24 protein-coding genes, 1 tRNA gene and 1 pseudogene are annotated in these 26,417 nt (G+C 59.8%); 14 read left to right on the forward strand and 12 right to left on the reverse strand.

The genetic code is table 11. From position 1 onward, the window contains the following. The first annotated feature begins 18 nt into the window (after window positions 1-18). Entirely contained in the window at window positions 19-372 is a 354-nt protein-coding gene (locus tag ACN0X0_RS13030; RefSeq protein ID WP_417262209.1) for a DUF1428 domain-containing protein, read from the forward strand. Here the strand turns inward: ACN0X0_RS13030 and ACN0X0_RS13035 are convergent, their stop codons facing one another. Further along, on the reverse strand, window positions 373-1,278 hold the full coding sequence (locus ACN0X0_RS13035) for a LysR family transcriptional regulator (protein ID WP_417279500.1): 906 nt from the start codon (window positions 1,276-1,278) through the stop codon (window positions 373-375). Window positions 1,279-1,370: 92 nt separating this feature from the next. On the opposite strand from ACN0X0_RS13035, the gene metF reads away from it, so the two are divergent. After that, on the forward strand, window positions 1,371-2,204 hold the full coding sequence (metF, locus tag ACN0X0_RS13040; protein WP_417279501.1) for a methylenetetrahydrofolate reductase [NAD(P)H]: 834 nt from the start codon (window positions 1,371-1,373) through the stop codon (window positions 2,202-2,204). Here the strand turns inward: metF and ACN0X0_RS13045 are convergent. Both ACN0X0_RS13045 and ACN0X0_RS13050 read right to left on the reverse strand, forming a co-directional pair. Beyond that, the gene (locus ACN0X0_RS13045; RefSeq protein WP_417279502.1) at window positions 2,201-3,262 is read right to left on the reverse strand and encodes a DUF2235 domain-containing protein; all 1,062 of its coding nucleotides are present in this window, start codon (window positions 3,260-3,262) and stop codon (window positions 2,201-2,203) included. The two genes, metF and ACN0X0_RS13045, sit on opposite strands and share 4 nt — an antisense overlap. A 101-nt stretch (window positions 3,263-3,363) precedes the next feature. Then, window positions 3,364-4,506, reverse strand: coding sequence for a type III PLP-dependent enzyme (locus ACN0X0_RS13050; protein ID WP_417279503.1), 1,143 nt, complete (start codon window positions 4,504-4,506; stop codon window positions 3,364-3,366). Between the two features lie 297 nt (window positions 4,507-4,803). Here ACN0X0_RS13050 and ACN0X0_RS13055 point away from each other — a divergent pair, with 297 nt between their 5' ends. Then, entirely contained in the window at window positions 4,804-5,235 is a 432-nt protein-coding gene (locus ACN0X0_RS13055; protein ID WP_226553006.1) for an Lrp/AsnC family transcriptional regulator, read from the forward strand. An 18-nt stretch (window positions 5,236-5,253) separates the two neighbouring features. Here the strand turns inward: ACN0X0_RS13055 and ACN0X0_RS13060 are convergent, their stop codons facing one another. Beyond that, on the reverse strand, window positions 5,254-6,405 hold the full coding sequence (locus tag ACN0X0_RS13060; RefSeq protein WP_417279504.1) for a serine hydrolase domain-containing protein: 1,152 nt from the start codon (window positions 6,403-6,405) through the stop codon (window positions 5,254-5,256). 189 nt (window positions 6,406-6,594) lie between these two features. Between ACN0X0_RS13060 and ACN0X0_RS13065 the strand changes: the two genes are divergently transcribed. Then, entirely contained in the window at window positions 6,595-9,732 is a 3,138-nt protein-coding gene (locus ACN0X0_RS13065) for a valine--tRNA ligase (protein WP_417279505.1), read from the forward strand. A gap of 86 nt (window positions 9,733-9,818) precedes the next feature. On the opposite strand, the gene ACN0X0_RS13070 is transcribed toward ACN0X0_RS13065, so the two are convergent. Beyond that, window positions 9,819-10,601 (reverse strand): crotonase/enoyl-CoA hydratase family protein, encoded by a 783-nt coding sequence (locus ACN0X0_RS13070; RefSeq protein ID WP_417279506.1) that lies wholly within the window; start codon window positions 10,599-10,601, stop codon window positions 9,819-9,821. Between the two features lie 99 nt (window positions 10,602-10,700). Here ACN0X0_RS13070 and ACN0X0_RS13075 point away from each other — a divergent pair, with 99 nt between their 5' ends. Then, window positions 10,701-11,804, forward strand: a complete 1,104-nt coding sequence (locus ACN0X0_RS13075; protein ID WP_417279507.1) for a pyridoxal phosphate-dependent aminotransferase — start codon at window positions 10,701-10,703, stop codon at window positions 11,802-11,804. 148 nt (window positions 11,805-11,952) lie between these two features. Here ACN0X0_RS13075 and ACN0X0_RS13080 read toward each other — a convergent pair whose 3' ends face one another. Further along, window positions 11,953-13,152, reverse strand: coding sequence for a pyridoxal-phosphate-dependent aminotransferase family protein (locus ACN0X0_RS13080; protein WP_417279508.1), 1,200 nt, complete (start codon window positions 13,150-13,152; stop codon window positions 11,953-11,955). Window positions 13,153-13,320: 168 nt separating this feature from the next. Between ACN0X0_RS13080 and ACN0X0_RS13085 the strand changes: the two genes are divergently transcribed. Beyond that, entirely contained in the window at window positions 13,321-14,010 is a 690-nt protein-coding gene (locus ACN0X0_RS13085; protein ID WP_417279509.1) for a tyrosine-protein phosphatase, read from the forward strand. Next, window positions 14,007-15,983, forward strand: coding sequence for an ABC transporter ATP-binding protein (locus ACN0X0_RS13090; RefSeq protein WP_417279510.1), 1,977 nt, complete (start codon window positions 14,007-14,009; stop codon window positions 15,981-15,983). The genes ACN0X0_RS13085 and ACN0X0_RS13090 overlap by 4 nt, the downstream gene beginning before the upstream one ends. On the opposite strand, the pseudogene ACN0X0_RS13095 reads toward ACN0X0_RS13090, so the two are convergent. Beyond that, window positions 15,910-16,527, reverse strand: a pseudogene (locus ACN0X0_RS13095) (glycosyltransferase); the annotation flags it as partial. The gene ACN0X0_RS13090 and the pseudogene ACN0X0_RS13095 sit on opposite strands and share 74 nt — an antisense overlap. A gap of 79 nt (window positions 16,528-16,606) precedes the next feature. Here ACN0X0_RS13095 and ACN0X0_RS13100 point away from each other — a divergent pair. After that, complete coding sequence (locus tag ACN0X0_RS13100; protein WP_417279511.1) at window positions 16,607-17,341, forward strand: YgfZ/GcvT domain-containing protein; 735 nt, start codon at window positions 16,607-16,609, stop codon at window positions 17,339-17,341. Between the two features lie 114 nt (window positions 17,342-17,455). After that, a complete protein-coding gene (locus ACN0X0_RS13105; RefSeq protein ID WP_417279512.1) occupies window positions 17,456-18,301 on the forward strand; it encodes a 3-keto-5-aminohexanoate cleavage protein in 846 nt (281 codons plus the stop codon). Between the two features lie 103 nt (window positions 18,302-18,404). Here ACN0X0_RS13105 and efp read toward each other — a convergent pair whose 3' ends face one another. Then, window positions 18,405-18,968, reverse strand: a complete 564-nt coding sequence (efp, locus tag ACN0X0_RS13110; RefSeq protein ID WP_417262223.1) for an elongation factor P — start codon at window positions 18,966-18,968, stop codon at window positions 18,405-18,407. 271 nt (window positions 18,969-19,239) lie between these two features. Between efp and ACN0X0_RS13115 the strand changes: the two genes are divergently transcribed. The 3 genes from ACN0X0_RS13115 (at window position 19,240) to ACN0X0_RS13125 (ending at window position 21,659) form a co-directional block, all read left to right on the forward strand. Beyond that, window positions 19,240-19,560: a DUF6280 family protein gene (locus tag ACN0X0_RS13115; protein ID WP_043868949.1), complete on the forward strand. Its 321-nt coding sequence runs from the start codon at window positions 19,240-19,242 to the stop codon at window positions 19,558-19,560. Between the two features lie 271 nt (window positions 19,561-19,831). Next, window positions 19,832-20,143 carry a cupin domain-containing protein gene (locus ACN0X0_RS13120; RefSeq protein ID WP_417279513.1) on the forward strand — a complete coding sequence of 104 codons (312 nt, stop codon included), beginning with the start codon at window positions 19,832-19,834 and terminating at the stop codon, window positions 20,141-20,143. 55 nt (window positions 20,144-20,198) lie between these two features. After that, complete coding sequence (locus ACN0X0_RS13125) at window positions 20,199-21,659, forward strand: cobyric acid synthase (protein WP_417279514.1); 1,461 nt, start codon at window positions 20,199-20,201, stop codon at window positions 21,657-21,659. Window positions 21,660-21,707: 48 nt separating this feature from the next. Here the strand turns inward: ACN0X0_RS13125 and ACN0X0_RS13130 are convergent, their stop codons facing one another. From ACN0X0_RS13130 to ACN0X0_RS13140, 3 genes are all read right to left on the reverse strand, one after another. Then, a complete protein-coding gene (locus ACN0X0_RS13130) occupies window positions 21,708-22,868 on the reverse strand; it encodes a hypothetical protein (protein ID WP_417279515.1) in 1,161 nt (386 codons plus the stop codon). A gap of 249 nt (window positions 22,869-23,117) precedes the next feature. After that, window positions 23,118-24,509 (reverse strand): TolC family outer membrane protein, encoded by a 1,392-nt coding sequence (locus tag ACN0X0_RS13135; RefSeq protein ID WP_417262227.1) that lies wholly within the window; start codon window positions 24,507-24,509, stop codon window positions 23,118-23,120. A 64-nt stretch (window positions 24,510-24,573) separates the two neighbouring features. Beyond that, window positions 24,574-25,227 (reverse strand): protein-L-isoaspartate O-methyltransferase family protein, encoded by a 654-nt coding sequence (locus ACN0X0_RS13140; protein ID WP_417262228.1) that lies wholly within the window; start codon window positions 25,225-25,227, stop codon window positions 24,574-24,576. Between the two features lie 148 nt (window positions 25,228-25,375). Between ACN0X0_RS13140 and ACN0X0_RS13145 the strand changes: the two genes are divergently transcribed. Then, a tRNA-Cys gene (locus tag ACN0X0_RS13145) sits at window positions 25,376-25,449 on the forward strand. A gap of 68 nt (window positions 25,450-25,517) precedes the next feature. On the opposite strand, the gene ACN0X0_RS13150 is transcribed toward ACN0X0_RS13145, so the two are convergent. Beyond that, window positions 25,518-26,102 (reverse strand): tyrosine-type recombinase/integrase, encoded by a 585-nt coding sequence (locus ACN0X0_RS13150; RefSeq protein WP_417279516.1) that lies wholly within the window; start codon window positions 26,100-26,102, stop codon window positions 25,518-25,520. Between the two features lie 188 nt (window positions 26,103-26,290). On the opposite strand from ACN0X0_RS13150, the gene ACN0X0_RS13155 reads away from it, so the two are divergent. Then, on the forward strand, window positions 26,291-26,417 hold a 127-nt coding region (locus ACN0X0_RS13155; RefSeq protein ID WP_417279523.1), incomplete at its 3' end, for a transposase.

Below are 26,417 nucleotides of genomic sequence, written 5' to 3' on the forward strand. Positions count from 1 at the left end.
CACAGGCTGAGGTTCACCATGTCCTATTTCCAAATCGCCGTCATCCCCGTGCCCACGGCCCATCGCGACCAGTATAAAACCGTGGCCGAAACCATGGCCCCGCTCTTCATGGAATACGGTGCGCTGCAATTGTTCGAAGGCTGGGGCAGCATGGTGCCGCCGGGCGAGGTGACCTCCCTGCCCATGGCGGTTCAACTGAAAGACGATGAGACCGTGGTCGTGTCCTTCATCGAATGGCCCGATGCGGAGAAAGCCATGGCCTGTATGGAAGCGATGGAAACCGATCCGCGCTTTGCCGAGATGGGGGCGGACATGCCTTTTGACGGCCAGCGCATGATTTTCGGCACCTTCGAGACGCTCCTGAAACGGTGATCAAGCGCCTCTGAGTTTCATCGCCTCGGCCTTTGCGATGCGCAACACATGGACCATATAGGGTTTTTCTAAATCCGTGTCCCGCACAGCCGCATACATCGTCCGCTTGACGCCCTTCGCGGTCAGCGGACGCACGGCGTAATCCGGCATATTGCGAATGTCGCGCATCACCCAATCGGGCAGCACCGCCACGCCCCGACCGGCCGCCACCAGCATGAGGATGACATCGGTCAGCTCGACCTTACGCTGTTGCTGCGGCTCAACCCCCGCCGGGATCAGCAAATTCTTGAACACATCGAGCCGCGTGCGGTCCATCGGATAGGTGATCAGCGTCTGATCGCGAAAATCCTCCGCCTCGACATAGGCCTTCTCCGTCAGTGGCGATTTCGACGACATCGCACACATCGGGGCATAGTCGAAGAGCGGCACAAAAGTGATCCCCTTGATCTCCTCTGGGTCTGAGGAGATGACGAAATCCACCTCTTCGCGCTCCAGCGCCGGAAGCGCGCCGAAAGCGAGGCGTTGGCGGATGTCAATGTCCACCTCAGGCCAGGCCTCGCGGAATTGATGCAGCACCGGAAAGAGCCAGTCGAAACAGGCGTGGCATTCCATCGCGATGTGAAGCCGTCCCAAGGTGCCCGCCTCGATGCCGCGAAACTCGTCTTCGAGCGCTTCGACCTTGGGCAGCACATCCTCGGCCAAGGCCAACAACCGCATCCCCGCCGCCGAGAGCTTGAGCGGTTTCGAGCGGCGCACGAACAACTCCACCCCAGCCTGATCTTCGAGCCCCTTGACCTGGTGGCTCAGCGCGGATTGCGTGATGTTCAAACGCTCGGCCGCGCGCGCCAAGCCGCCCTCCTGATAGATGGCCTTGATCGTCCGCAGGTGGCGAAATTCGAGATGCATCTTGAGTAACGCTCATGTTGTTCTTGAGAATTATGAATTTGTCTCACATGGCGAGGCATGACACAAGACGGCAAAAGACCAAGGATAAGATTATGACCAAAGCGCCCAATATCTCTTTCGAATTCTTCCCGCCGAAGAATATCCAGGCCTGTTTCAGCCTGTTCGAAACCGTCGAGGCGTTTCAGGGCATGGACCCTACGTTTGTCTCCGTGACCTATGGCGCGGGCGGCACCACGCGGGAATTGACCCATGATGCGGTCTCGCTACTCAACAAGGAATACGGCTGGAACGTCGCCGCCCACCTGACCTGCGTGAACGCCACCAAGGAAGAAACACTTGCGATTGCAAAGAGTTACAAAGAGGTCGGCGTGAATGAAATCGTCGCCCTGCGGGGCGATCCGCCGAAAGGCGCGGGCAAATTCACCCCCGCCGAGGGTGGCTTTTCCAACTCTGTCGAGCTGATCTCAGCCCTGAAAGAGACCGGCGATTTCAAAATCCGCGTTGGCGCCTACCCGGACCCGCACCCCGAGGCCGCGGATGAGAACGCGGATGTCTCCTGGCTGAAACAGAAATTCGAGGCGGGTGCCGATTCCGCCATCACGCAGTTCTTCTTTGAGCCGGAAAACTTTTTCCGCTTCCGTGACCGGTGTGATCGCGCGGGCATCACCGGACAATTGATCCCCGGCATCCTGCCGATCACCGGCTGGAAAGGCATCCAGAGATTCGCCGCTTCCTGCGGCACGCCGATCCCGATCAGCTATGAGGCGGCCTTTGAACACTCATCGGACCACCACCAACTGTCCATCGATCTCTGCACCAAGCTTTGCGAAAAGTTGTTGGCCGAAGGCATCGAGGATTTGCATTTCTACACGCTGAACCGCCCGACCCTGACCAAGGCGGTCTGCGCCAATCTGGGCGTGATTTAAGGCGCGATCTCTGACTTCAAAGCCGGGTGCAGGATCTCTGATGGGTCCTGCCCCACCACACGCCTGTCACGCAGCCAAAAGAACTTGCCCCAGCCGCGATTGAGACCGATCGATGGCCCATGCGGGTCCGCCAGATAACGCATCCGCCAGCCCTGAGGCAGCTCCAGCCCCGCCTGCTCCGCCTTGTCGAGCATCCAGACCAGCGCAGCGTTCGAAAGCCGCCGCTCCGGGTTGTAGCCCGACAATTGCCCGCCGACATCGCCATGGGTGCCGGGGAACCACATTTGTTGTAGCACCTGCTTGCGCCCATTGAACACAGGCGGAGCATCGGGGCTGTCGAACAGCACTGGCGCATAAGCGCGGCGGCGCTCGTGATAGGCCAGCGCGTGATAGACCGCTTTGACGCAGCGCGCGGGTTCTTGGTTGTGAAACTCATGAAACACCGAAGAATAGCGCCAAACCAAGGGCATATGCAGGCCCAGCGCCGCCACCGTGTCCCAGACGCCTAAGAATTCGATCTCGACCTTGTCGTGGCAATGGGTCTCTTTAAACGCCTGCGCTGCGCGGGCGTGGGGCGCCATTTGATAATGCCGGTAGGCGTCGCGGATGTTGCGCTCGGTCGCCTCTTCAGCGCGCAACAGCCCGATCATGTCGATGAACCCCGACAGCGAGCGCACCGCATAGGCGCCGCGCGAATAGCCGAAGAGGTAAATCTTGTCGCCGGGTCGGTAGCGTGACGCGAGCGCGCCGTAGACGCGCCGGATTTGCTGATTGATTCCTCGGCCTTCGATCACATCGCGCGTGTCGCGCCAATCGACCCACTGAATGCCCGCCTCATAGCGCACCAGCATATTCGCCGCCTGCGCCTCTTCGGAACAGAGTTTATAGGCCAGCCCCGCGTTGGTTTCCAAACCGGGTTTCAGAGAGGACAAGGTGCCATCCATCAAGATCACATGGCTCAAAGGCCCACGCGAATGATGCCCACCCGAAGTGCGGACGCGTTTGCGGAATTTGAACAGGGGGCCAAGACGGCCGATGAGGCTTTTTCTCTCTTCCATTCCGGAGAGTTACCATAGAATCGCTAAAAATCCCCTCCCCGGTTTTCGAGGAGGGGTTTCGCATGAGGAACGACTCTCAGGCGTATCTCAAAAAAGCCCGATCACAAATGACGGTGCACGGTTTCCACGGTGATCTGACCGAAGCCATTGAACTTCGTCGCGGTCGCCAAGGAGTAGGCGCCGAGGCCGTAGAAGATCACGTGATCTTCCTCTTCCATCGTCACCGGGAAAGCCAGCTCGGACGGCAGTTTGTCGAGGCTGTCGCAGGTCGGGCCAAACACAGTCCGGTTCACGGTCTCGCCCTCGCGTTTGATACCTTGCGGGCCGAACACGCCGATGCGGTCGATCACACCGACGAGGTGCAGTTCAGACAGGCCACCGTAGACGCCATCGTTCAGGAACACATGCGCATCGTCACGGATCGCTTTGACGCGGGTCACGAGGGAGTAGCTCTCCGCCACAAGCCCACGGCCCGGCTCACAAACGAGCGCCGGCATGTCGTCGCCAAAGGCTTCAGCGGCCACACGACCGATGAGGTCAAAGGTCGGCTCAAGCTGCGGCACGACTTCGTTCAGGCGGTGCGACGGGAAGCCGCCGCCCACGTTCAAACGCGCGATTTTGACGTCGGCCATGCGGGCGATCTCGGCGGCGGCGCGGATGTATTTGTCCCATGCGTGCGGGTCGGTGCACTGCGTGCCCGGGTGGAAGGTCAAAGACGGCGTGAAGCCCAGTTGCGAGGCAAGAAGCAGCAGCTCGGCGGCCAGATCAACGGTCGCCCCGAATTTGGCGCCAAAGTTGTAGGCTGCGCCCTCGACCGGCAGTTTGAAGCGCACGGAAATCTCGACACCGTCGGCGGGCACCAATTCACCGAGTTTCACCAGCTCGGAGTGGCTGTCCACGGAGTAGGATTTCACGCCCATTTTGACGGCGTGCAGGATCTCGGTGCGCGACCGCACCGGGTTGTTGTAATGCATGGCCGCGCCGGGCGCGATGCGGGCAATGGTGTCCATCTCGACGGGCGAGGCCACGTCGAACCCTTTGACACCAGCGGCGACGAGGTTGGCGAGCACACCTTCATCCGGGTTGGATTTGACCGCATAGGTCACAAGCCCCGGAAATCCTTTCAGAAAACGACGCGCGGTCGCTTGCAGGATCGAGGGAGAGAAGAACAGCACCGGATGCTCGGGAGCATGAGTGCGCAGGAATTCGCTGGGCGTTGCCCAGATGGTTTTAGAGAGCCCCATTGGTGTCGTCCTTTACCAACAGAGCGCAGCCACATCTTGCCCGGGAATAGTCCGGTTGGGATTGCGCTTACGCGGTTATCCGAACCAGGCCAGGTGCAGGTCGTCCGGGTTCTCCCGGGGGTCTCGACCGCCCTTTGATCCTGTAAATCAATGATCGCTATATGCGTGTTGATTTTGCCGTTCGAAAGGGTAAAATCATGCATTATGCCGGTCATTTTGACGAAAATATCGGTCAAACTGACATAGTGCAGATTTGACAGGCTTTCCGGCCCGCCTCGTACGCTTTGGGAGATGATTTTGGACGATCTCGACAACAAGATTCTGATGGCACTGGCCGCCGATTCCTCGACCTCCGTGTCGCGACTCGCGCGCCGGTTCAAAGTGGCGCGCTCGACCGTGCAGGCGCGACTTGAACGGTTGGAGACCACCGGCATCATCGCGGGCTATACGATCAAACTTGGCGATGTGGCGCTGGCACGGCGGATCAAGGCCACGGTGCTCATTCAGGTCGAACCCCGCACCTCGGCCTCGGTGGTGACGAAACTCAAGGCATTGCCGGAGGTGGAGATGGTCGCGACCTCGACCGGGCGCGTCGATCTGATTGCGCAAATCTCCTGCGAGACAACAGAAGAGATCGACCAGACTCTCGATCAGATCAACGGCATCACCGGCGTGCAGGACATCGAAAGCCTCATCCATCTCTCGGTGAAATTCGACCGCTCCATTTGATCGCGCTTTGAACCTCGATCAGTGGCGCGGCGCGGCAGGCGTGTTTTGCATGGGATGCAAGCGCGCGTCACGCATCTGTTGCGAACGGATACGCCCAGCCACCTCTTCAACCCCACGCATGGCAAACACCAACCCGCGCGCCGGATCGTTGAGCTGATTGACCGTCCCCGCGACATAGACCCCCTCATCGGGCGCATAGAAACAGACAGAGCCTCGTCCGATATGGCCGATCAGACGCGGCGGCGCACGGAACAGGTCCAAAAGACAATACCTGAGCCGATAGGGCACGGTCATCCACCTGGGCACCTGCATATGCATCAGTCCCGCGCCATATTCCGCCGAAAACACGATGGGCCGCCAGCTATAAAGCCGTGGCAAGACCCGTTTGTCGAAAAGATAGCCCTCGAAAAAGCCACGCGCGAAGACCATAGACTCGCGCGAGGTCGTCACGATGCCGCCATCGGCCTGAAATGACGCCAGGCTGCGCGGCACATGGATTTCACGTCTTCGCGACATCGGGTCTACGGGACGATGATCGGAAGGATCGCAATAGACATAGGTCGCCCGAAGCCCGAGCCGGTCCGCAATGCGGGTTTGCACGGCGCGGGCAAAGCTCATGCCCTCGATCTCTTCGATCACACGCCCGAGGATGTGAAAATTCGTGTCGGTGTAGCTGGCCCGCGTGCCTTCCCCAGGTGCGAAAACAGCGCCGTGCGAGCGGGCGCGCAGCAACACATCCTCGAAACCCCAGGAGCTATCGACCCCTTCGGCGACCTGATGCTTGAGCGCACGCGCCTGATATTTCAGAAGAAAATGATCGCCAAATCCGGAGGTGTGCGACATCAGATGCTTGATCGTGACCTGATCGGTGCGATCCACGCCCTCTTTCACGTGCAAATCCAGAAACGGCGTCCGATCCCCGATGTAACGCAGAAAAGGCGCATCGAGGTCGATTTTCTCCTCTTCGCAGAGCTGCAAGAGGATCGCCGTCACAAAGAGTTTGGTCACCCCCGTCGCGAAATAGGGCGTGCGCTTGTCCAACGCGCCGCCGCCGACATGGGTTTCCCGCCCGGTTTCACGATCATAAAGCGACAAGGCCACGCCATTGTGCCAGGCACTGCGGCTCATCCGGTCGGCCAGTCTCTCTAAACGCGATGGCGTCCCGCTCATGGGGCTCTCCTCTCTTCTTCCGAGGAGCTGTTTGCACGACAGCCGTTAACATCAGGTCAAATTTCGCCCGCCTGCGACGCTTTCTCGCCGCCGCCCCTCCGGTCTTTCGCCCTTTTCCTTCATCCGCGCACAGGCTAAACACCCCGGGACGAAAAGAACCGAACGAAATCCGACTGAGCGAGACATAAAATGGCTATGGAAAAGACATTCGACGCACATGAGGCGGAAGCCCGCATCTATGCGGAATGGGAAAAGGCGGGCGCCTTCAAGGCCGGGGCCAACAAGAGCCGCGACGAGACCTTTACCATCATGATCCCGCCGCCCAATGTGACGGGCGCTTTGCATGTCGGACACGCGTTCAACAACACCATTCAGGATATTTTGGTGCGCTGGCACCGGATGCGCGGCTTTGACACGCTCTGGCAGCCGGGTCAGGACCATGCGGGCATCGCGACACAGTTGATGGTCGAAAAAGAGCTAGCCAAAACCGGCCAGCCGTCGCGCGCCGAACTGGGCCGCGACGCCTTCATCGAGAAGGTTTGGGAGTGGAAAGGTCAATATGGCGCCACGATCATCAACCAGCTCAAGCGCCTCGGCTCGTCCTGTGACTGGTCGCGCAACGCCTTCACCATGGCCGGCGCGCCGGGTGATCCGCGCATCGGCCATGAAAACAGCCCGAATTTCCATGACGCGGTGATCAAGGTCTTTGTCGATATGTACGACAAGGGTTTGATTTATCGCGGCAAACGGCTTGTGAACTGGGACCCGCATTTCGAAACGGCGATCTCGGATCTCGAAGTCGAGAACATCGAAGTCGCGGGCCATATGTGGCACTTCAAATACCCGCTCGCGGGCGGCGAAACCTACACCTATGTCGAAAAAGATGAAGACGGCAACGTCGTGTTCTCGGAAGAGCGCGACTACATCTCCATTGCCACGACCCGGCCCGAGACCATGCTGGGCGATGGTGCCGTCGCGGTGCACCCGGATGACGCGCGTTACGCGCCCATCGTGGGCAAGCTCTGTGAAATCCCGGTCGGGCCGAAAGAGCATCGCCGCCTGATCCCGATCATCACCGATGAATACCCGGATATGAACTTCGGCTCCGGTGCGGTGAAAATCACCGGCGCGCATGATTTCAACGACTATCAGGTTGCGAAACGTGGCGGCCTACCGATGTATCGCCTGATGGACACCAAAGGCGCGATGCGGGCCGACGGGTTGTCCTATGAGGACAGCGCCATTCTGGCCGCTGAAATCCTCGCGGGCAAACCGTTTACCGAGGCCGAAGTCGATACGATCAACCTTGTCCCCGATCACCTGCGTGGGCTCGACCGTTTTGAGGCGCGCAAGGCCGTTGTGTCCGAGATCAACGGTGAAGGCCTCGCCGTGATGACCACGGTGACCAAGACCGTCAAAGACGAGGACGGCAATGAGTCCGAGGTGACCGAGACCGTCCCCTACGTCGAAGACAAACCGATCATGCAGCCCTTTGGCGACCGCTCCAAAGTCGTGATCGAGCCGATGCTGACCGACCAATGGTATGTGGACGCCGAAAAAGTTGTCGGCCCCGCGCTGGACGCCGTGCGCTCCGGCCGGACCAAGATCATGCCGGAATCGGGCGAGAAGACTTATTACCACTGGCTTGAAAACATCGAGCCTTGGTGCATTTCGCGCCAGCTTTGGTGGGGGCATCAAATCCCCGTCTGGTACGGGCTCGATCTGTCCGCTCCGAACTTCAAAGACGACGAGGGCGATGGCGCTCTGGACGAAGTCGAACTGATGCGCCTTCTGACCCAGGGCGGCATGTTGCACGCCGGTTCCGTCCATCACTGCGCCTCCGATTTAGACGCCGTGCATGCGAAATTCTTCGCCGATATGGCCGACCTGCCGACCCCGCTGAACCATTGCCGCGTCGTCGAGGTCGCAGATCGTCAGGAAGGCATCGAAGCCTTCGCCGAGGGCCTCGCACAATATAACGTCACCCAAGACCCGACCAAACTGGTCTACCCGGTGTGGCGTGACCCGGACGTTCTCGACACTTGGTTCTCCTCGGGCCTCTGGCCGATCGGCACGCTCGGCTGGCCCAACTGGGATGAGAGCACGTCGAAATATTTCCCAACCGATGTGCTGGTCACGGGCTTTGACATCCTGTTCTTCTGGGTCGCCCGGATGATGATGATGCAACTGGCGGTCGTGGACGACATCCCGTTCCACACCATCTACCTGCACCAGCTCGTCCGCGACGAGAAGGGCAAAAAGATGTCGAAAACCACCGGCAACGTCATCGACCCGCTGGAGATCATCGACGAATACGGCGCCGATGCGCTGCGCTTTACCAATGCCTCCATGGCCTCCATCGGCGGCGTGCTGAAACTCTCCGTCGACCGCATCAAAGGCTACCGGAACTTCACCACGAAGATCTGGAACGCCGCGCGCTTTGCCGAGATGAACGAGGTGTTTGAGGCCTACGAGCCGGGTGTCATCCCGACGCCCAGCGCGACCGTCAACAAATGGATCATCGGCGAAACCGCCAAGGTGCTAGCCGAGGTCAATACCGCTTTTGAGGAGTACCGGTTCAACGACGCCGCAAACGCGCTCTATGCCTTTGTCTGGGGCAAGCTCTGTGACTGGTATGTCGAACTGTCGAAACCGCTGTTCTACGATGGCGATGAGGCAACGAAAGCCGAGACCCGTCAGACCATGGGCTGGGTCCTCGATCAGGCGCTCGTCATGCTGCACCCGATCATGCCCTTCATCACCGAAGAGCTTTGGGACACGATCAAACCGGGCCGTGGCATGCTTGCGCTGACCGACTGGCCGGAGCTGTCTTCCGATCTGATCGACGCGGAGGCCGACGCGGAAATGAACTGGGTGATTGATCTCATCGAGAGCATCCGGTCCTCGCGCGCAGAGGTGCACGTCCCTGCGGGTCTCAAAATCCCGATGGTGCAGGTCGAGCTGAACGAGGCGGGCAAAACCGCCTGGGCCAACAACGAAGCGATGATCATGAAACTGGCGCGCCTCGACAGCCTCTCCGAAGGTGCAATGCCCAAAGGCGCGATCACGATTTCTGTGGCGGGCGGCACCTTCGCCCTGCCGCTTGAAGGCGTGATCGACATCGCCGAGGAAAAGGCCCGTCTGGAAAAAGCTCTGGGCAAATTGGCCAAGGAACTGGGCGGGTTGCGCGGTCGGTTGAACAACCCGAAATTCGTCGAAAGCGCGCCTGAAGAGGTCGTCGCCGAGGCGCAGGAAAACCTGAGCGCCCGCGAAGAGGAAGAGGGCAAACTCAAGGCCGCACTCGCGCGTCTTTCCGAGATCGCCTGATCTTTTTCTTGGTAAAAATACTCATGAAAGGCTCGCCACACCGGCGGGCCTTTTGAGTATTTAGAGCAGCAAAGGAAACACGGGGCTCAGTCGTAATGGGCTGCGCGGCCCTGCATTTGTGCCATGACGCTCTCCATCTGGTCTTTCGTACCAATCAACGCCCGCTGTTCGCGGCTTTCCTCCATGAGGATATGCGCACGATCTTGCGAGGTCTCTGCCGTGTCGATTAACCGCTTGGCCGCCCGGATGGCCGACGGGCTTTTGCCGGCAATGGTGGTGGCGATCTCCAAGGCGCGCGTATGAGCGTCTTCGGCCACTTCGGTGACAAGCCCCAATTCTATCGCGCGGTCGGCAGGTACGATGTCATTCGTGTAGGTCAGCAGCCGCAACACATCGGAGCGCAACATGCGCGGAAACAGCACCATGCCCCCCATGTCCGGGATCAGCCCCCATTTCATCTCCATGATCGACAGGTGAGCTTCGGGTGACGCGATACGCATGTCGGCGGCAATGGCCAGTTGCATCCCCGCGCCGAAACAGGGACCATGGATCGCGGCAATCACCGGAATCGGCAGGTCGTAAAGCGCGAGAGAGAAGGCCTGAAACGCGTTACAATCGCCATGGGTGCGCTCCATCACGAGTTGATCCAAATCCTCGGACAGGAAGCGTTGGAAATTCGACGTATCAAGCCCCGCGCAAAAGGCCTTGCCCGTGCCCGAGAGCAAAACGACACGGGCGTTTGAGACGGCAATCTCCGCCACATGCGCCAGAAGATCGGCAATCATGCCTTCGGTCACCGCATTCATTTTGTCTGGACGATTGAGGGTCAGATGGGCGATGTGGTCTTTGATCTCGAGTGTGACGGTCATGGCGGGTCCTCCTGCGCCCACATTATCAACACGCGCAAATCCGTCATGTCTGACGTTGCGGCGCTTGCGCGCCCCCGCGCTTTGGGGCAGGAAGCCGGTATGACAGACGCACGCCAAACCCCGCTCGCCCAATCCCTGCCCGCCACCGTGCCTTTCGTCGCGCCAGAGCGCATGGAAGAGCTGCGTGGCACGGCCTTTGACGCCCGTCTGGGGGCCAATGAGCTGTCCTTTGGACCCTCTCCGAAGGCCTTGGAGGCGATGGCCGACAGTCTGAGCGGGGTCTGGAAATATGGCGAACCGGAAAATCGCAATTTGCGACTGGCTTTGGCCGCGCACCATGGCATTGACGCAGATGAGATCACCGTCGGCGAAGGCATCGACGGCCTTCTGGGCAATCTCGTCCGGCTCTATGTCGGTGCGGGCGATGCGGTGGTCACCTCTGCGGGGTCTTATCCGACGTTCAACTACCATGTCGCGGGCTTTGGCGGCGTGCTGCACACTGTACCTTACAAGGGCGACTTTGAGGACCCCGAGGCGCTGATCGCCATGGCAAAACAGGTCGGCGCCAAGCTGGTTTACTTGTCCAATCCGAACAATCCGATGGGATCGGTGCATTCGGCAGAGACCGTGCAGGCGATGATCGACGCCGTGCCGGAAGGTTGTCTGATGATCTTGGACGAGGCCTATACCGAGTTTGCCCCGGAGAACACCCGCCCAGCGCTCGACACTTCGAACGCCCGCGTGATCCGCTTCCGCACGTTTTCAAAGGCTTATGGCATGGCGGGCGCCCGTGTCGGCTATGGCATTGCGCATCGTGACATCGCCATGAGCTTTGACAAAATCCGCAACCATTTCGGCGTAAACCGGATGGCGCAGGCGGGGTCTTTGGCGGCGCTTGAGGATCAGGAGTATCTGGCTGACACCGTCAAGAACATCACGCAGGGCCGCGAAAGACTTGTACAAATCGCACAATCGGCAGGTTTGACGCCACTGCCGTCAGCTACCAATTTCGTCACGATGGATTGCGGGCGGGATGGTGATTATGCCCGCGCGCTTGTAAAAGCACTCGACGCCCGTGGCGTCTTCGTCCGCATGCCGGGTGTGGCGCCATTGGATCGCTGTATCCGCGTCTCTGTCGGGCTGCCCGAAGAGATCGAGATTTTCGCCGAGCGTCTGCCTCTGGCGCTTGCGGATTTGGACTAACAACCCACGCTTTGCGCCACGGCCCCTCACCTCGCATTAAGATTAATCTGATTAAGGTTAACGCATGGGAGAGAGGTCGAAGCCCTGCGCCTCACATGCTGGAAGGGCAGGTCACACGAGAAGAAAAAGGGGCCCGAAGGCCCCCTCACTATACTCGGCTGGCCAAGAGCTTGGCCGCTGCGACAGAGCCGCCTTCGCCATGCGGAATATCCAGCGCCGCAAACCCTGTTTCCATCGCGCCAATGATGCCCAGCACCATATGCGCGTTGATGTGGCCCATGTGACCGATGCGGAAATAGCCGTCGGCCTCGGGCGAGCCGATGTCGCCAAAGCCCAAAGAAATCCCCAAGGTGATCCCGAGATGCTCGGTCAACCAATTGCGCAGACGCGTACCGTCGCCAGCCCCGAGGCGCAGCGTCGAGACAGCATGTGAGCGGTAAGCCGGATCAGCGATGTTAAAACGAAGTTCACCGCCCTGCCCCCACGTATCCACAGCCGCCCAATAGGCTCGCGCCAGCGTTTCATGCCGCGCCCAGACGTTTTCCAGACCTTCGTCCAAGATCATCGTGACGGCCTGACGCAGGCCATACAGGTGATGCGTCGGCGGCGTGCCGTCGAAATATTCGTAAAGATGCACCGGTTTGGCCCGCGTTTCCCAGTCCCAATAGGGCGTGCGCAGATCATTGCCCATCCCCTCCTGACGGGCCTTTTCCGAGAACCAGACAAAGCCCATGCCCGGAGGCGTCATCAGCCCCTTTTGCGAGGCGGCAATCATCACATCGACGCCCCAAGCGTCCATTTCAAACCGGTCACAGCCAAGAGACGCGATGGAATCGACCCCAAAGACAGCTGGGTGCCCGGCGGCGTCGATGGCCATGCGGATCGACGCGATGTCGTTGCGCACGGAGGTGGCGGTGTCGACATGGGTCGCAAGCACCACTTTGATCTCATGTGCGGTATCGGCTTTCAGAGCCGCTTCGAGGCGGGCGGGATCGACCGGGGCCTGTTTGCCAAAGTCGAGAATTTCCACATTGGCGCCCAGACGCGCCGCGACATCGGCCCAACCATGGCCGAAATTGCCGGTCACACAGACCAGAACTTTGTCCCCGCGCGAAATCATATTGGTGAGAGAGGCCTCCCAAAGACCGTGCCCATTGGTGATATAAAGCGCCACATGGCCAGAGGTCCCGGCAATGGTTTTGAGATCGGGGATCAGACCGTGGGTCAGCTCGACCAATTCGCCGGTGTAGATGTTCGGCGCCGGGCGATGCATCGCCTGCAACACGGGATCGGGGATCACGGAAGGACCCGGAATGGCGAGATAATGACGGCCGTTGGCAAGAGACATGAGAAACCTCGAAAATCTGTGAAGCTCTTTCGACTAACGCCGCGCCACGCCTGCGTCAATTGCATCTGATGGCACATCGGCCTTGCAGGGATGACACCTGCCCCGCCTCGCTTGCTCCGATGCGCAAAGACGGCTAAAGAGACGCGATCTTTCTTGGGAATGGACCGGATGTTCAAAACGCTTAAAAAAGGGTTCAAGAAACTTGAACGCGCAGAGGTCGGTCAGTTCGGCAATGACGTCACGACCCCGCGCACCCGGCGTCTGGCGATGTGGCATTTCCACCTGTTCGACCACGCGTTTCTACGCGGGCTCTGGACAAATCTCTATGAATTCGCACCCGGTGCATGGCGTTCGAACCAGCCCTCGCCGCGTCGGATCGCCCAATATGCCAAGATGGGGATCAAAACGGTGCTGTCGCTCAGAGGCGACAAGGATGTGTCTTATACCCTGCTCGAAAAGCAGGCTTGCGAAGCGCATGGTCTCACTCTTGTCATCACGAAAAAGGCTGGCGCCCGCAATGCGCTCAAAGGCGCGGATTATGTCGAACAGATCGACATTCTGGCCTCGCTCGAAAAACCCTTTGTGATCCATTGCAAATCGGGTGCTGACCGGGCCGGTATGGCGGCGGCACTTTATCTCATGCATTGCGAAGGGGCCTCGGTCCAGGAAGCTAAGAAAATGCTGTCCTGGCGGTTCATGCATCTCAAAAGCACGAAAACCGGCATTCTCGATTACATCCTGCGGCTTTATGAAAAAGACGTGGAAGAAAACGGGCCGATCCCGATCCGTGACTGGTTCCTGACCCGTTACGACCGAGAAAAAGCCCGCAGGTTCAAGACAATGCGGTCCTTCCCATGACAGAGCCAAAGCGCACGCCTCCCCCGTCCACCGCCCCCACCACGGACGCCACGAAACCGAAAGGGCGCGGGCTGCAACACATCCCGGAGACGCCGTCGAAAGTGCTGATCCGCTGGATGTGGCGGGACTATCTTAGCTCTCATATCGGCTTGGTCATCATCGCCCTCATTCTCATGTCGGTCGAAGGTGCCATGTTGGGGGTCTTCGCTTCCCTGATCGAACCGATGTTCGACAAGGTGCTGGTCGCAGGCGAATCCAACGCCCTCTTCTGGGTCGCTTTCGCGGTCTTCGGCGTCTTTTCCTTGCGCGCTCTGGCCTCCTTTGGTCAGCGTGTGCTCATGTCGCGGGTCGGCCAAAAGGTCTCGGCCAAACTTCAGGGCAATCTGGTCGCGCATATGCTGACACTCGACGGGCGGTTCTTTCAGGACAACCCGCCGGGCACGCTGATCGAACGCACCCGTGGCGACAGCGGTGCTGCGGCGGGCGTGTGGAGCACGGTGCTTTCTGCCGCCTTCCGCGATGTCATCATGCTGGTCTCGCTACTGGCCGTGGCGATCTCTGTCGATTGGCGCTGGACCCTGATTGCCGTAGCAGGCGCGCCGCTTTTGGCCGTTCCTGTCACCGTGCTGCAAAACCTCGTGCGCCGGACAACGCGCCGCGCCCGGGCCGCCTCCGCCCGCGTTTCGACCCGTTTGGATGAGATTTTTCACGGCGCAACGACGATCAAACTTTCCGGCACAGAGCGCCGTGAGGCGGATCGCTTCGAGGATGAAATCTCCGATCTGGTGAGCGCGCAGATTCGCTCTGACGCGGGCCAGGCAGGCATTCCCGCGCTGATGGACCTGGTCGCAGGTCTCGGCTTTTTCGGGGTGCTTCTCTACGGCGGGCAACAGATCATCGACGGCACAAAGACCGTCGGCGAATTCATGTCGTTCTTCACCGCCATGGCCGTCGTCTTCGAACCCCTGCGCCGTCTCGGCAATGTCTCCGGCTCATGGCAGGCCGCGCGCGCCTCTTTGGAGCGCATCTATGCCATTTTCAACGAACGCCCGGACATCACCAGCCCCGCGAAACCCGTTTCCCTGCCCATGCCGGCCTCAAAGGCCGACATCCGGTTCGAGAATGTGGAGTTCGCCTATGCCGACTCGCCCGTGTTGCGCGGCACGACCTTTACCGCCGAAGCGGGCAAGACCACCGCGCTTGTGGGGGCGTCTGGCGCCGGGAAATCGACGCTCTTCCATCTGATGACGCGCCTCGCGGATCCGATCAAAGGCCAGATCAACATTGGCGGCGTGCCGACCACGAAACTGGGCCTGACGGATTTGCGCGGGCTCTATTCCGTGGTGTCGCAAGATGCGCTTTTGTTCGACGAAAGCCTGCGGGACAACGTGCTCATGGGCACTGAAGTCGATGACGCACGCCTGAAAGCCGCGCTCAAAGCCGCCCATGTCGAGGATTTCGCCAGCCGTCTGGACCATGGCCTCGACACCCCCGTCGGCCCGCGCGGATCGGGCCTCTCGGGCGGCCAGCGTCAGCGCGTCGCCATCGCCCGCGCCGTGTTGCGCAACCGGCCTGTGTTGCTCTTGGACGAAGCCACCTCGGCGCTCGATGCGCAATCCGAGAAGATCGTGCAAAACGCGCTCGAAGAGCTGTCGAAAGGCCGCACCACTTTGGTGATCGCGCATCGCCTGTCTACCATTCGTAACGCCGACAAGATCGTGGTGATGGACAAGGGCCGCGTGGTGGACGAAGGCACCCATGATGAATTGCTCGCGCGTGGCGGTCTCTATGCCGATCTCTATCGCCTGCAATATGCCGACGGGCGCACGGTTATGGACGGTAGCCCCGTGCGAGGCGCTCTGGGGCGACCCCGCACCGATAACGCAGAAGACACCAAAGGTTCCGGGCTCCTTGCCGCCACCAGCCGGATGTTTGGTAACGTGATGGGTCTGTTTGGACGCGCAAAGGACTAAGCGCGATCCTGCCCTTGAGGCGGCGGGCGATGTCGACGTCTTCCATCAAAGGCAGCTCGGCAAAGCCGCCGATCTCGTCGTAAAGCTCGCGCGAGATCAACAGCGCCTGATCGCCATAGGGCAGATCGAACAGCTTCGTGCGCAGATTGGCCCAGCCTGCGGTCATTTTCGGCCCCGCGCCTTTGGCGTCGCGAAACGACAGCCGGTAGACCAGCGCGCGGTCATAGGATTTCGCGAGATGCTGCACCGTCGCCTCGGCCCAGCCCTCCGGCATCCAGGTGTCGGCATGAAGAAACAGCAACCAATCCCCTTGGGCCGCCGCTGCGCCACGCCTGAGCTGCGCGCCGCGTCCGGGCGCACCGATCACCAACTCGGCACCAACGAAATCCGCCATTTTCTCCACCCCATCGGTGGAACCGCCATCCGTGAGGATCAACTCCCGCACAAGCCCGGCATCCAGCCCCTCCATCAGAGACAGCATCGTCTCCCGCAACTTAGGCGTCGCGTTCAGCGTCGGGATAATGACAGAAATTGGTGCGCGCATAGGCCCCCCGGCAGAGTTGCAGCTTCTCTTGGCTCTTTCCCTTCCTATATGAAGGGCAACAAAAGGGGAAAGGGTTCACATGACTGACCACGCGCGCAAAGTGATCGAAATCTCGGGTGAAGACCGGCTGCACTTCTTGCAAGGCATGATCACCAATGACGTCAAAGGGCTTGAGAGTGGCGCGGTCTATGCCGCGCTTTTGACGCCGCAGGGCAAGTTCCTCGCCGATTTCTTCCTCGTGGCGGAGGGGGATGTGGTGTTGATGGACATCCCAGCCTCCGAAGAAGAGAGCCTGATGAAACGGCTCACGATGTTTAAGCTGCGCTCGAAAGTCACGCTGACCCCGACGGATCGCGTGGTGTCTCGGGGGCTGGGTGCGGCGCCTGAGGGCGCCGTCCAAGACCCGCGCACGCCCGCGATGGGCTGGCGCGCCTATGACGGGCGGCCCTCGGAGGACGTCGAATGGGATGCGATCCGAGTGACGCATTGCGTGCCGGAATTTGGTGTCGAACTCACCCCAGACACCTTCATCTTGGAGGCGGGCTTTGAGCATCTGAACGGCGTCAACTTCAAGAAAGGCTGTTATGTCGGTCAGGAAGTCACCGCCCGGATGCACCACAAGACCGAGCTGCGCAAAGGGTTGAAACAAGTCGAGATCAACGGCACCGCCCCCGTCGGCACCGAAATTGTGACCGAGGACGGCAAGACCGCGGGCACGCTGTTTACCCAATCCGGCGGGCGCGCCATTGCCTATCTACGCTTTGACCGGGCCAAGGGCACGCTTAAAGCCGGTGAGGCTCTCATCGCGCTTTAACACAATCGCAAACTCTTTTCTGTTCAATCCGCGCAGGTGACGCCATGATGGGCGCGCCTACGGGAGGCAATTTGTACGCCGTAACGGCAGTTCGATTGAAAGGAAAAGGCGACCATGAGCGATGTCGCGGGCAAACCCTGTATTATTTGTGTGGCGATCACCGGCTCCTTGCCGACCAAGGCCGACAACCCGGCCGTGCCGATCACCATCGACGAACAAATTGAGAGCACCCATGCCGCCTATGAGGCCGGTGCCGCGATCGCGCATTGTCATGTCCGCGACGATGAGGGCAAACCGACCTCCGACCCCGAACGCTTCGGGCGGTTGATGGAAGGGATTCAGCTCCACTGCCCCGGCATGATCGTTCAGCTTTCGACCGGCGGACGGTCCGGCGCGGGCAAGACGCGGGGTGGCATGCTGTCCCTGCGCCCGCCGATGGCCTCGCTCTCTGTGGGCTCGAACAACTTCCCGACCCGCGTCTATGAGAACCCGCCGGATCTTGTCGATTGGCTCGCCTCAGAGATGAAACTCTACGGCGTCAAACCGGAGATCGAGGCCTTCGATCTGTCGCATATCTACAAAGCCCACGACATGATGGAACACGCCCAGATCGGCGCGCGGCCCTATGTGCAATTCGTCATGGGCGTGAAAAACGCCATGCCTGCGGTGAAACGCGTGTTCGATATTTATGTCGACACGGTGCATGATCTCTTCGGCGCGGATATTCCGTGGTGCGCGGCAGGCATCGGGCGGCATCAGCTCGAGGTCAACGAATGGGCCGCCGCCGCGGGCGGTCATCTGCGCACCGGGCTTGAGGACAACATCCGCCTCGACAAAAACACGCTTGCGACCTCGAATGCGGCTTTGGTGGAGCTCGCGGTTCTGGCCGCCCAGCGCCACAACCGCCCCATCGCAACCCCGTCGCAGGCGCGTAAAATCCTTGGCCTTCGGGCGGGATAAACCTCGCACACTTGAAACAGAAAAAGCCGCCCGAAAGGAGCGGCTTTTTTAATTTCAGAGAAAGACCTGAACGTTAGGCGCGTTCCGAATATTCCGTCGTGCCTTAGGCACGCTCCGAGTACTCCATGGTCTCGGTGTTCACCACGATGTCCTCGTCGGTGCCCACGAACGGCGGCACCATGACGCGCACGCCATTGTCGAGGGTTGCGGGTTTGAAGGAGTTCGCAGCCGTCTGACCTTTGACGACCGGCTCGGTCTCGACGATTTTGCAGATCACTTTCTGCGGCAAGGTCGCGTTCAGCGCCTCTTCGTCGTAAAATTCGACCACGATGGTCATGCCGTCCTGAAGGAACGGACGACGCTCGCCCAGAATGTCGGCCGGGATCGTGACCTGATCGTAGGTCTCGGTGTCCATGATGTTCAAAAGACCGTCGCTCTCATAAAGGAACTGCATGTCTTTCTGCTCAAGACGCACGCGCTCGACCTTGTCGGCGGAACGGAAGCGCTCGTTGAGCTTGCGCCCATCGCGGAGGTTTTTCATTTCGACCTGAGCAAAGGCGCCGCCCTTGCCGGGCTTCACGTGGTCGACTTTCACAGCGGCCCAAAGGCCCCCGTCATGTTCCAGCACATTGCCGGGGCGGATTTCGTTACCGTTGATTTTGGGCATGTCACTAAACCGTGGCGTTTGGTTGAAGATATCTCAGCGCACCCTATATCTGGCCAGTCGCTGGCTGACAAGGCTCACGACGTCTGCCCTTTTGGGCGCGCAAGTGTATGGAGTACCGCTTTGTCTCGTCGGGTCGGGGCAGGATGATGGCGCAAACAGATATGCAGTAAATGCAACTTAGATATGCATTTGCGTTGTATCCGAATCGTTACAAACCTGCCATAAGGGCCCGCACGCCAGAAAGACAAGAGCAATAATACAAGGATAACTCATGGCTGAGTTCGTGGATGGCACCGCATTCAATTACGAGCAAGGACAACGCGCACGCAAACTTTTTGCCGCTGTTGTTTTGGCTGCGCTCGATGATGCGATCGCCGATGATAAAAAATATGGCAATGGCCCGGAACAGATCGCCCGCTGGGCGCGGTCTCGTGATGGCCGTGAAGTTCTGTCCTGTGCCGGCATCGACCCGTGTGAACGTGTCGTCTCCGGTCTGATGGAATTCGTCTCTAAAGGCATTCGGACCTCCGTCGCGCTCTCGCGCGAGGAAAGCGAACGTCGTCACGCCCAAGAGGCTGCAGAGGCCGCGTAAAATACGCAATTGCCGATGTTTTGAACAAGACGCGCCAAGCTGCTGGCGCGTCTTTTCTTTTGCGCGCATGCTGCCTTTCAAAGGAGAGCCACATGAGCAAGAAAATCGACACCTCTGCCATCTCGCCCAAGATCGGCACCCTCTACCCGCCGCCGCACCACCTCGGCACCCGCGACCGCGTCAAACGTGCACTTGGCGATCAGGCGGGGCTCACGCAATTCGGCGTCAACCTGACCACGCTGCCGCCCGGCTGTGCCTCCGCCCTGCCCCATTGGCACGAACAGGAAGACGAGTTTTTTACATCGTCGCAGGCCACCCGACGCTGGTCTATGGCGAGACCGAAGAACGCCTGTCGCCGGGCGATTGCGCGGGTTTCAAAGCGGGCGTTGAGATCGGCCATTGCCTGCGCAATGACACGGACAGCGATGTGGTCGTGTTGGAAGTCGGCTCCCGCAAAGAGGGCGAACGCGCCTTCTACCCCGGCCTCGATCTGATGGCCGACACGGCGCAGGACAATTTCTATTTCCATCTCGACGGCACCCCCTACCCCGACATCCGCCGCCGTGGCCCCGGCGAGGATTAACCCCTTCCCTCTTCATTGCAGCTCACATACTCATGAGCCCAAAAGGGAGAGGCAGATGGCCAAGGCGATCATGATCCAGGGCACCGGCTCCAACGTGGGCAAATCCATGTTGGTGGCCGGGCTGTGCCGGGCCTTCACGCGTCGCGGGTACAAAGTCGCGCCTTTCAAGCCGCAAAACATGTCGAACAACGCCGCCGTGACCCAAGATGGCGGCGAAATCGGTCGCGCACAAGCGCTTCAGGCCCGGGCCTGTGGCCTGTCTCCGCATTCCGACATGAACCCCGTGCTGTTGAAACCCGAAAGCGAGAGCGGCGCGCAGGTCGTGGTGCAAGGCAAACGCATGGGGACACTCAAGGCGCGTGATTATGGTCAGGAAAAGCCCAACCTGATGCCCAAAGTGTTGGAAAGCTTCCACCGCCTTGCCGCCCCCGCCGATCTCGTGGTGATCGAAGGCGCAGGCAGCCCGGCGGAGACCAATCTGCGAAAAGGCGACATTGCCAATATGGGCTTTGCCGAGGCCGCCGATGTACCCGTCGTCTTGATCGGCGACATCGACCGGGGTGGCGTGATCGCGCAGCTGGTCGGCTCTCACACCGTGCTCTCACCAGAGGATCGCGCGCACATCCGGGGCTTTGCAGTCAATAAATTTCGCGGTGATCCGAGGCTCTTCGAGGAAGGCTCGAAAGACATCGCCCAGCGCACCGGCTGGGCCGATCTTGGGACGCTGCCGTGGTTTCCCGAGGCCCATCGCCTGCCCGCAGAGGATGTGATGGAGATCAGCTCCCGCGGAAGTGGCAAGATCAAGATCGCCGTTCCGAAACTCTCGCGGATCGCGAATTTCGACGATCTCGACCCGCTCGCCGCAGAACCCGATGTGACGGTGCAGATTGTGGAACCGGGCCAGCCCCTGCCCGGCGACGCCGATCTTGTGTTGATCCCCGGCACGAAATCGACGCTGGGCGATCTGGCGTTTTTCCGGGCGCAGGGCTGGGACATCGACCTGCACGCTCATCTCCGGCGCGGCGGTCATGTTTTGGGGATTTGCGGCGGATATCAGATGCTTGGCCAGTGGATCGACGACCCCGAAGGCATCGAAGGGCCGAAAGGACGCCATCCGGGGCTTGGGTATTTGAACATCGAGACCACGATGGGCGGCGACAAAAGGCTGGCCGAGGTGGTGGCGACAGATCACGCCAGCGGGCATGAGCTGCGCGCCTATGAAATCCACATCGGGCGCACCGACGGTCCCGACATGGCCCGCGCTTGGCTCACCGTGGAGGGACGTCCCGAAGGCGCCGCCTCAGAGGACGGGCGCGTGATGGGATGCTATTTGCACGGATTGTTCACGGCGGATGCGTTTCGTGCGGCTTATCTGGAACGGTTTGGCGCGCAGACCACCGGGATGAATTTCGACGCCACGGTGGAGCAGACGCTGAATGCGTTGGCGGATCACATCGAGGCCCACCTGGACCTCGACCGGATTTACGCGCTGGCCGAAGAGATCAAAGCGGTCTAACGCGGTCCGTCAAAAGCAATCTGGCAAGGTAAAGGCGTGACGCTTTAATCACTCAAATTCGCGCAGGGTCAGCGCACGTTGCACCTCGCGGCGCACCAAGCGGCGGACATTGCGGGTGATGCGCTGGCCCAGCTCGCCCTGCAATTCCTCACGAATCACCTGAGCGATCAATTCACGCAAAGCCTCTTCGTCGAGGATGTCCTCATCGGCGTAACCCGCCAGAGCAAGCTCCTCTTCAAGGCTCGGATCGGGATCGGGCGCGACGCCTTGCGCGGGCGTTTCATCCTCTGCAATCTCAGCGTCTTCGATGTCCGCCACATCCTCGACAGAGGTGTCCTCAACCGCGTCTTGCGCAGACTGAAACGCGGTTTCCTCGATCACCTCGGCATCGGCGATCTCACCCATCGCGTCACTTACTTGCTCATCATTGGCCCGCACATCGTTTGCCTGATCTTCCGCCTGTGTCATCGCAGCTCCGTCAGCCTCATACGCGTCCTCCGCCTCGTCCTCAGACGGCGTTTCATCAGACTTCATTTCAAACGGCATGGGGGCTATCCCCCCGAAAGGAAGCACCCGTGCCCCCGGCTCTGTAAAGACGCGCGGCATCGCACGCGGGATTTCCGCCTCCAGATCCTCGGACCCGTCGGGCTCCCATTCCATCCCCCACGCTTTTCCTTGCGCACCGACCGCGGCTTCCAACTCGGCAATGCGCTGTTCGAGCGACAGGCGTGCGACATGGGCCGCGGCGACCTCGTCGGGTGTGTCGTCCAGCTCGGCGCTCCAATCCTCGGCCTCCCCTACGGGCTCCGTGGGCTGCTGAGCGGCGGCCTGCACCTCATCTGAGACGAGGGTTTCAATCTCGGTCTCCGGTGCCCGCTCCTCTTTCGGAACATGCACGGCCTGCTCCATCGACAGGACCAAAGGCGCGACAGGCTCGTGGGGCGTGTTTGCCCGCGCCACGGCCGTTTTCTCCACCCGAAAATCGGGCGTCAAAACAAGGGCTGCCGGAGCGGGGCTCGTGTCTTTTGCTTTGGAGGGCGTCTCGCGTGGCACATCTGCGGTCAGCGACGACTGTGCGGGATTTGCCTGCGCCACACCCTGCCCGGCCCCAAACCCATGATTAGGGATATGGCTGTGGGTTTCCGCCACCAAACGGCGGATCGAAGCCAAGACTTCGTCCGCATCAAGATTTGTCATCGGATCAGACATCCCGACTCCCCTTACACTCCCGCCAATGGTAGCCAGCTTCCACTTTACATACAATAAAGCGTTTTTCGTTTAATCTGAATCAGATTGAGCGAAAAACGTTGCCACACTGAATTTATAGTGCTGCGTTTCTCAAAAATTGAGTGCCTCAAGTTTTTGAGAAACGCTTTAGAAGCGGCTCTGAAACGCAAACCCCCGCAAGTCGGTTTCCGACATGCGGGGGCGTTTTTACCCAACCGAAAGCTTCGGCTGTTATTTTTTCATCAAACCTTCCAACACGCGGTCCAGCTTTTCACCCTGCGGGCTGACATAGCGGGTCGGCGCGTTTTTGACGGCATTGTAATAGGCTGCGGGGTCATAGACCGGGACGTTGAGCTTCAACTGCTCGACGGTCAGCATACCCAGCGATTGCAGCACCGCGTAGGATTGGGTTTCGCGCGCGATACGGGCCTGAATGGCCGAGACCTGCGCATCGAGGAGATCCTGTTCCGCGTCCAGCACGTCGAGCGTCGTCGCAGCCCCCAGATCGGCCTCTTCGCGCACACCGTCATAGGCCACACGCTGGGCCTGAACATAGGCGTTCGACGCGCTTTCAGAGGCCGCGAACACAGAGAGCATGGCCCAGTTCGTGCGCACGCCCTGCTCCACTTCGCGAGAGGTTTGCAGCAGTTCAGCCCGCGCCGCATCGCGGTTGGCAATCGCCCCCCGCACGCCGGAGGCCACAGCCCCGCCGGAATAGATCGTGCCAGAGACACCGAGACCGATCGAGGTCGTGTCATCGTCGAAACTGTCGGAATAGCTCTGGGTCACCGAGCCGGACACGGTCGGGAACATATTGCGCTCGGCGATATCGACGGCGATGTCCTGGGCGGTGGCCTGGTGTTGCAGAGCGATGATGCCCGGATGGCGTTGGCGCGCGGTCGAGACCGCAGCCTCAAGCGTCGGCACCGGCAATGTGATATTGGGCGGGCTCGAGAGCGACGTCGGGTAATGCCCCACGGCGACCTTGTAGGTCTCACGCGCGGCGGACAGAGTGCCCTGTGCGGAAGCCAGATCAGCACGCACGGAGGCCAGCTGCGCCTCGAATTGTGCGACTTCGGTGCGGGTGATTTCACCGACTTCAAACCGGTCTTGCGCAGCGCGAAGGTTCTGTTGGTTCAAACGCACGGCGTTCTGGCGCAAATTGACCAGCGCCTGCGCCTCACGCACGCTCATATAGGCGTCGACAGCAGAGGCCAAAACGGCCTGTTCGACATTGACCAAAGAGGCCCGCGTCGCCAGCACGACCTCTTTTTGCAGATCGACCGAAAGCTTGTTGCGACCGAAGGTATAGATGTCCATGGAGGCAATAAAGGACAGCGTGTCGCTCCAGTCGGACCAGACATCGCCGGTCTGGAACCCACGCTCTTTGCCGACCTGATAGTTATACGACAGAGACGGACGCAGATCGGACAGCGCAGAGGCCACCCCCTCATCCGCCGCGCGCAGCGTGGCGCGGTTCTGTTCCAGAAGTCCAGAATTTTTATATGCCGACGCCAGCGCATCCCCAAGCGTTTCCGCCCAAGATGCCACCGGCATCGCACCCATGCCCAGTGATGCCACACCGGCATACAGCGCATTCCTGATTGTCTTGCTCTTGCTCATTGGCCTCATGCCCCTTTGTTATCTCGAACGCCGGGGCCTTCCCGGCCAATCCTACGTTCGCATCTTATAGCGCGAATTGCGCGTCTTTTACAAAACCCGGCAGTACCGGCGCGGTGGCATTAAACGCCATTCGCCATGTAATTGCACCGTCTATCTTGTACCCAATACGCACGATGCCAAGGGCTCCGTCGAGAAAAATAGCACAGATGCGCCCTTTTTCCTTCACCTGCGACAGAATTTCATCAGGCATTTTTTCAACACCGCCTTGCAAGATCACAACATCATAGGGTCCATGCTGTGCCGCGCCCTTCGCAATCGGCCCGGTTTCCAAGATGACATTGTCCGATCCGTTGGCTGTTAAGGCGCTTGCGGCCTCTGCGGCCAGTGTCTCGTCTTCTTCGACGGCAACCACCGCCTGCGCCATGCGCGCAATAACGGCGGAGGAGTAGCCCATGGCACATCCCAGATCGAGCACCAGCTCATCGTTTTCGATGTTCAGCACATCCAGCATCTTCGCCAGAACCCGCGGATCAAGCACCACACGGTTGTTGCCGAGATCGACATGTTCGCCGACATAGGCGCCTGCACGTTTGGCGGTCGGCACGAAATTTTCGCGCGGCACACTCAACATGGCCTCGATGATCGGGAACTTGGTCACATCGGAGGGGCGAACCTGCGTGTCGACCATAGTGGTGCGGAGCTGGGTGAAATCTGGCATGGGCTGAACTCTTTCGTTCATGGGCATCTCTTTGCTCGTTTTGCCATAAGCCTCCGGCGGGGGCAACATATCAATGCACCTGCGGAAACCGGCAAAAGGCGGCTTGCGTAGGTTTCGAGCATGGTATAGATAGCGGTTCACCATTTCAGGCGAGTTGGCGGAGTGGTGACGCAGCGGATTGCAAATCCGTGTACAGGAGTTCGATTCTCCTACTCGCCTCCATTTATCTTCAAGCACTTGCGTCACTCCTTCCAATGTAGCGGCTCTGTCGTTTACAGATGCGTTTACAATCACCTCATATTCTCCTGCTTCTTTGCTCGCTCCAGCTTCCGGCTGACCTCGTCGCTTTCGTCTGGGCTGACACGTGCGTAAATCTCGATCACCTGAGACGCGTAGCGGACAGACCAGCCCATCAGAGTAGCAATCTGCCGTAGCGACAGGTCCGCATTGAGTAATCGCGTAGCTGCAGTGCCTCGCGTATCTGCCAAGGTCTTCTCTCGACCATCCTCCCAAGGAGGCACCTGGGCTTCACGCCTCCACTTGGTAATCTGGTTAGATGCCCAGCGGGGAGTGAGAGGATGACCGAGATGCCCTACCAAAAGCGTCTCCTGGCTATCGGGTGTCGCCTCCAAGATTGCCCCCAAGCCTTTAGTCACGGGAATACATGCAATGCGGCCACGCTTGCCTGTATTGAAGCGGAGCCGCTTTCCGCGCGAGGTATCCTCAAAATGGTCCTTCCGAACCTCGACTAAGTCTGACACGCGCAACCCAGTCTCACAGCCCAACATCAGGATTCGCTGGTCCCAATGAGGTGCAACTTCGTTGAAGGCCTTGATATCTGCCGGTGTCCACACGATCTCGCTGCGATTGGCCACATATAGTTTTTTTAAGCCTCTTACAGTGATGTTCCTTGAGCCTGCCCTCGCCAACAGCCCAGTTCAGAAGTTTGACAGCATGGGTCCCCGCCATGTCGTACTGTTTCGGTGAATGGATCCAGCGTTTCTGAGCTGCTGCCGGTTTCGTGGACACCGAGATAAGGTGTTTATGAAACTGGAGAATGTACATGACCAGAAGGATGTTCAGCCGCGAGTTCAAACTAGAAGCGGTGGAGTTGATAACGAAGCGTGGTGTCAGCATGGCGCAGGCGTCAAGGGATCTTGGAATACACGCTACTGTGCTTCGTCGTTGGG

Source organism: Celeribacter sp. (assembly GCF_048270365.1).
Taxonomy (GTDB): domain Bacteria; phylum Pseudomonadota; class Alphaproteobacteria; order Rhodobacterales; family Rhodobacteraceae; genus Celeribacter.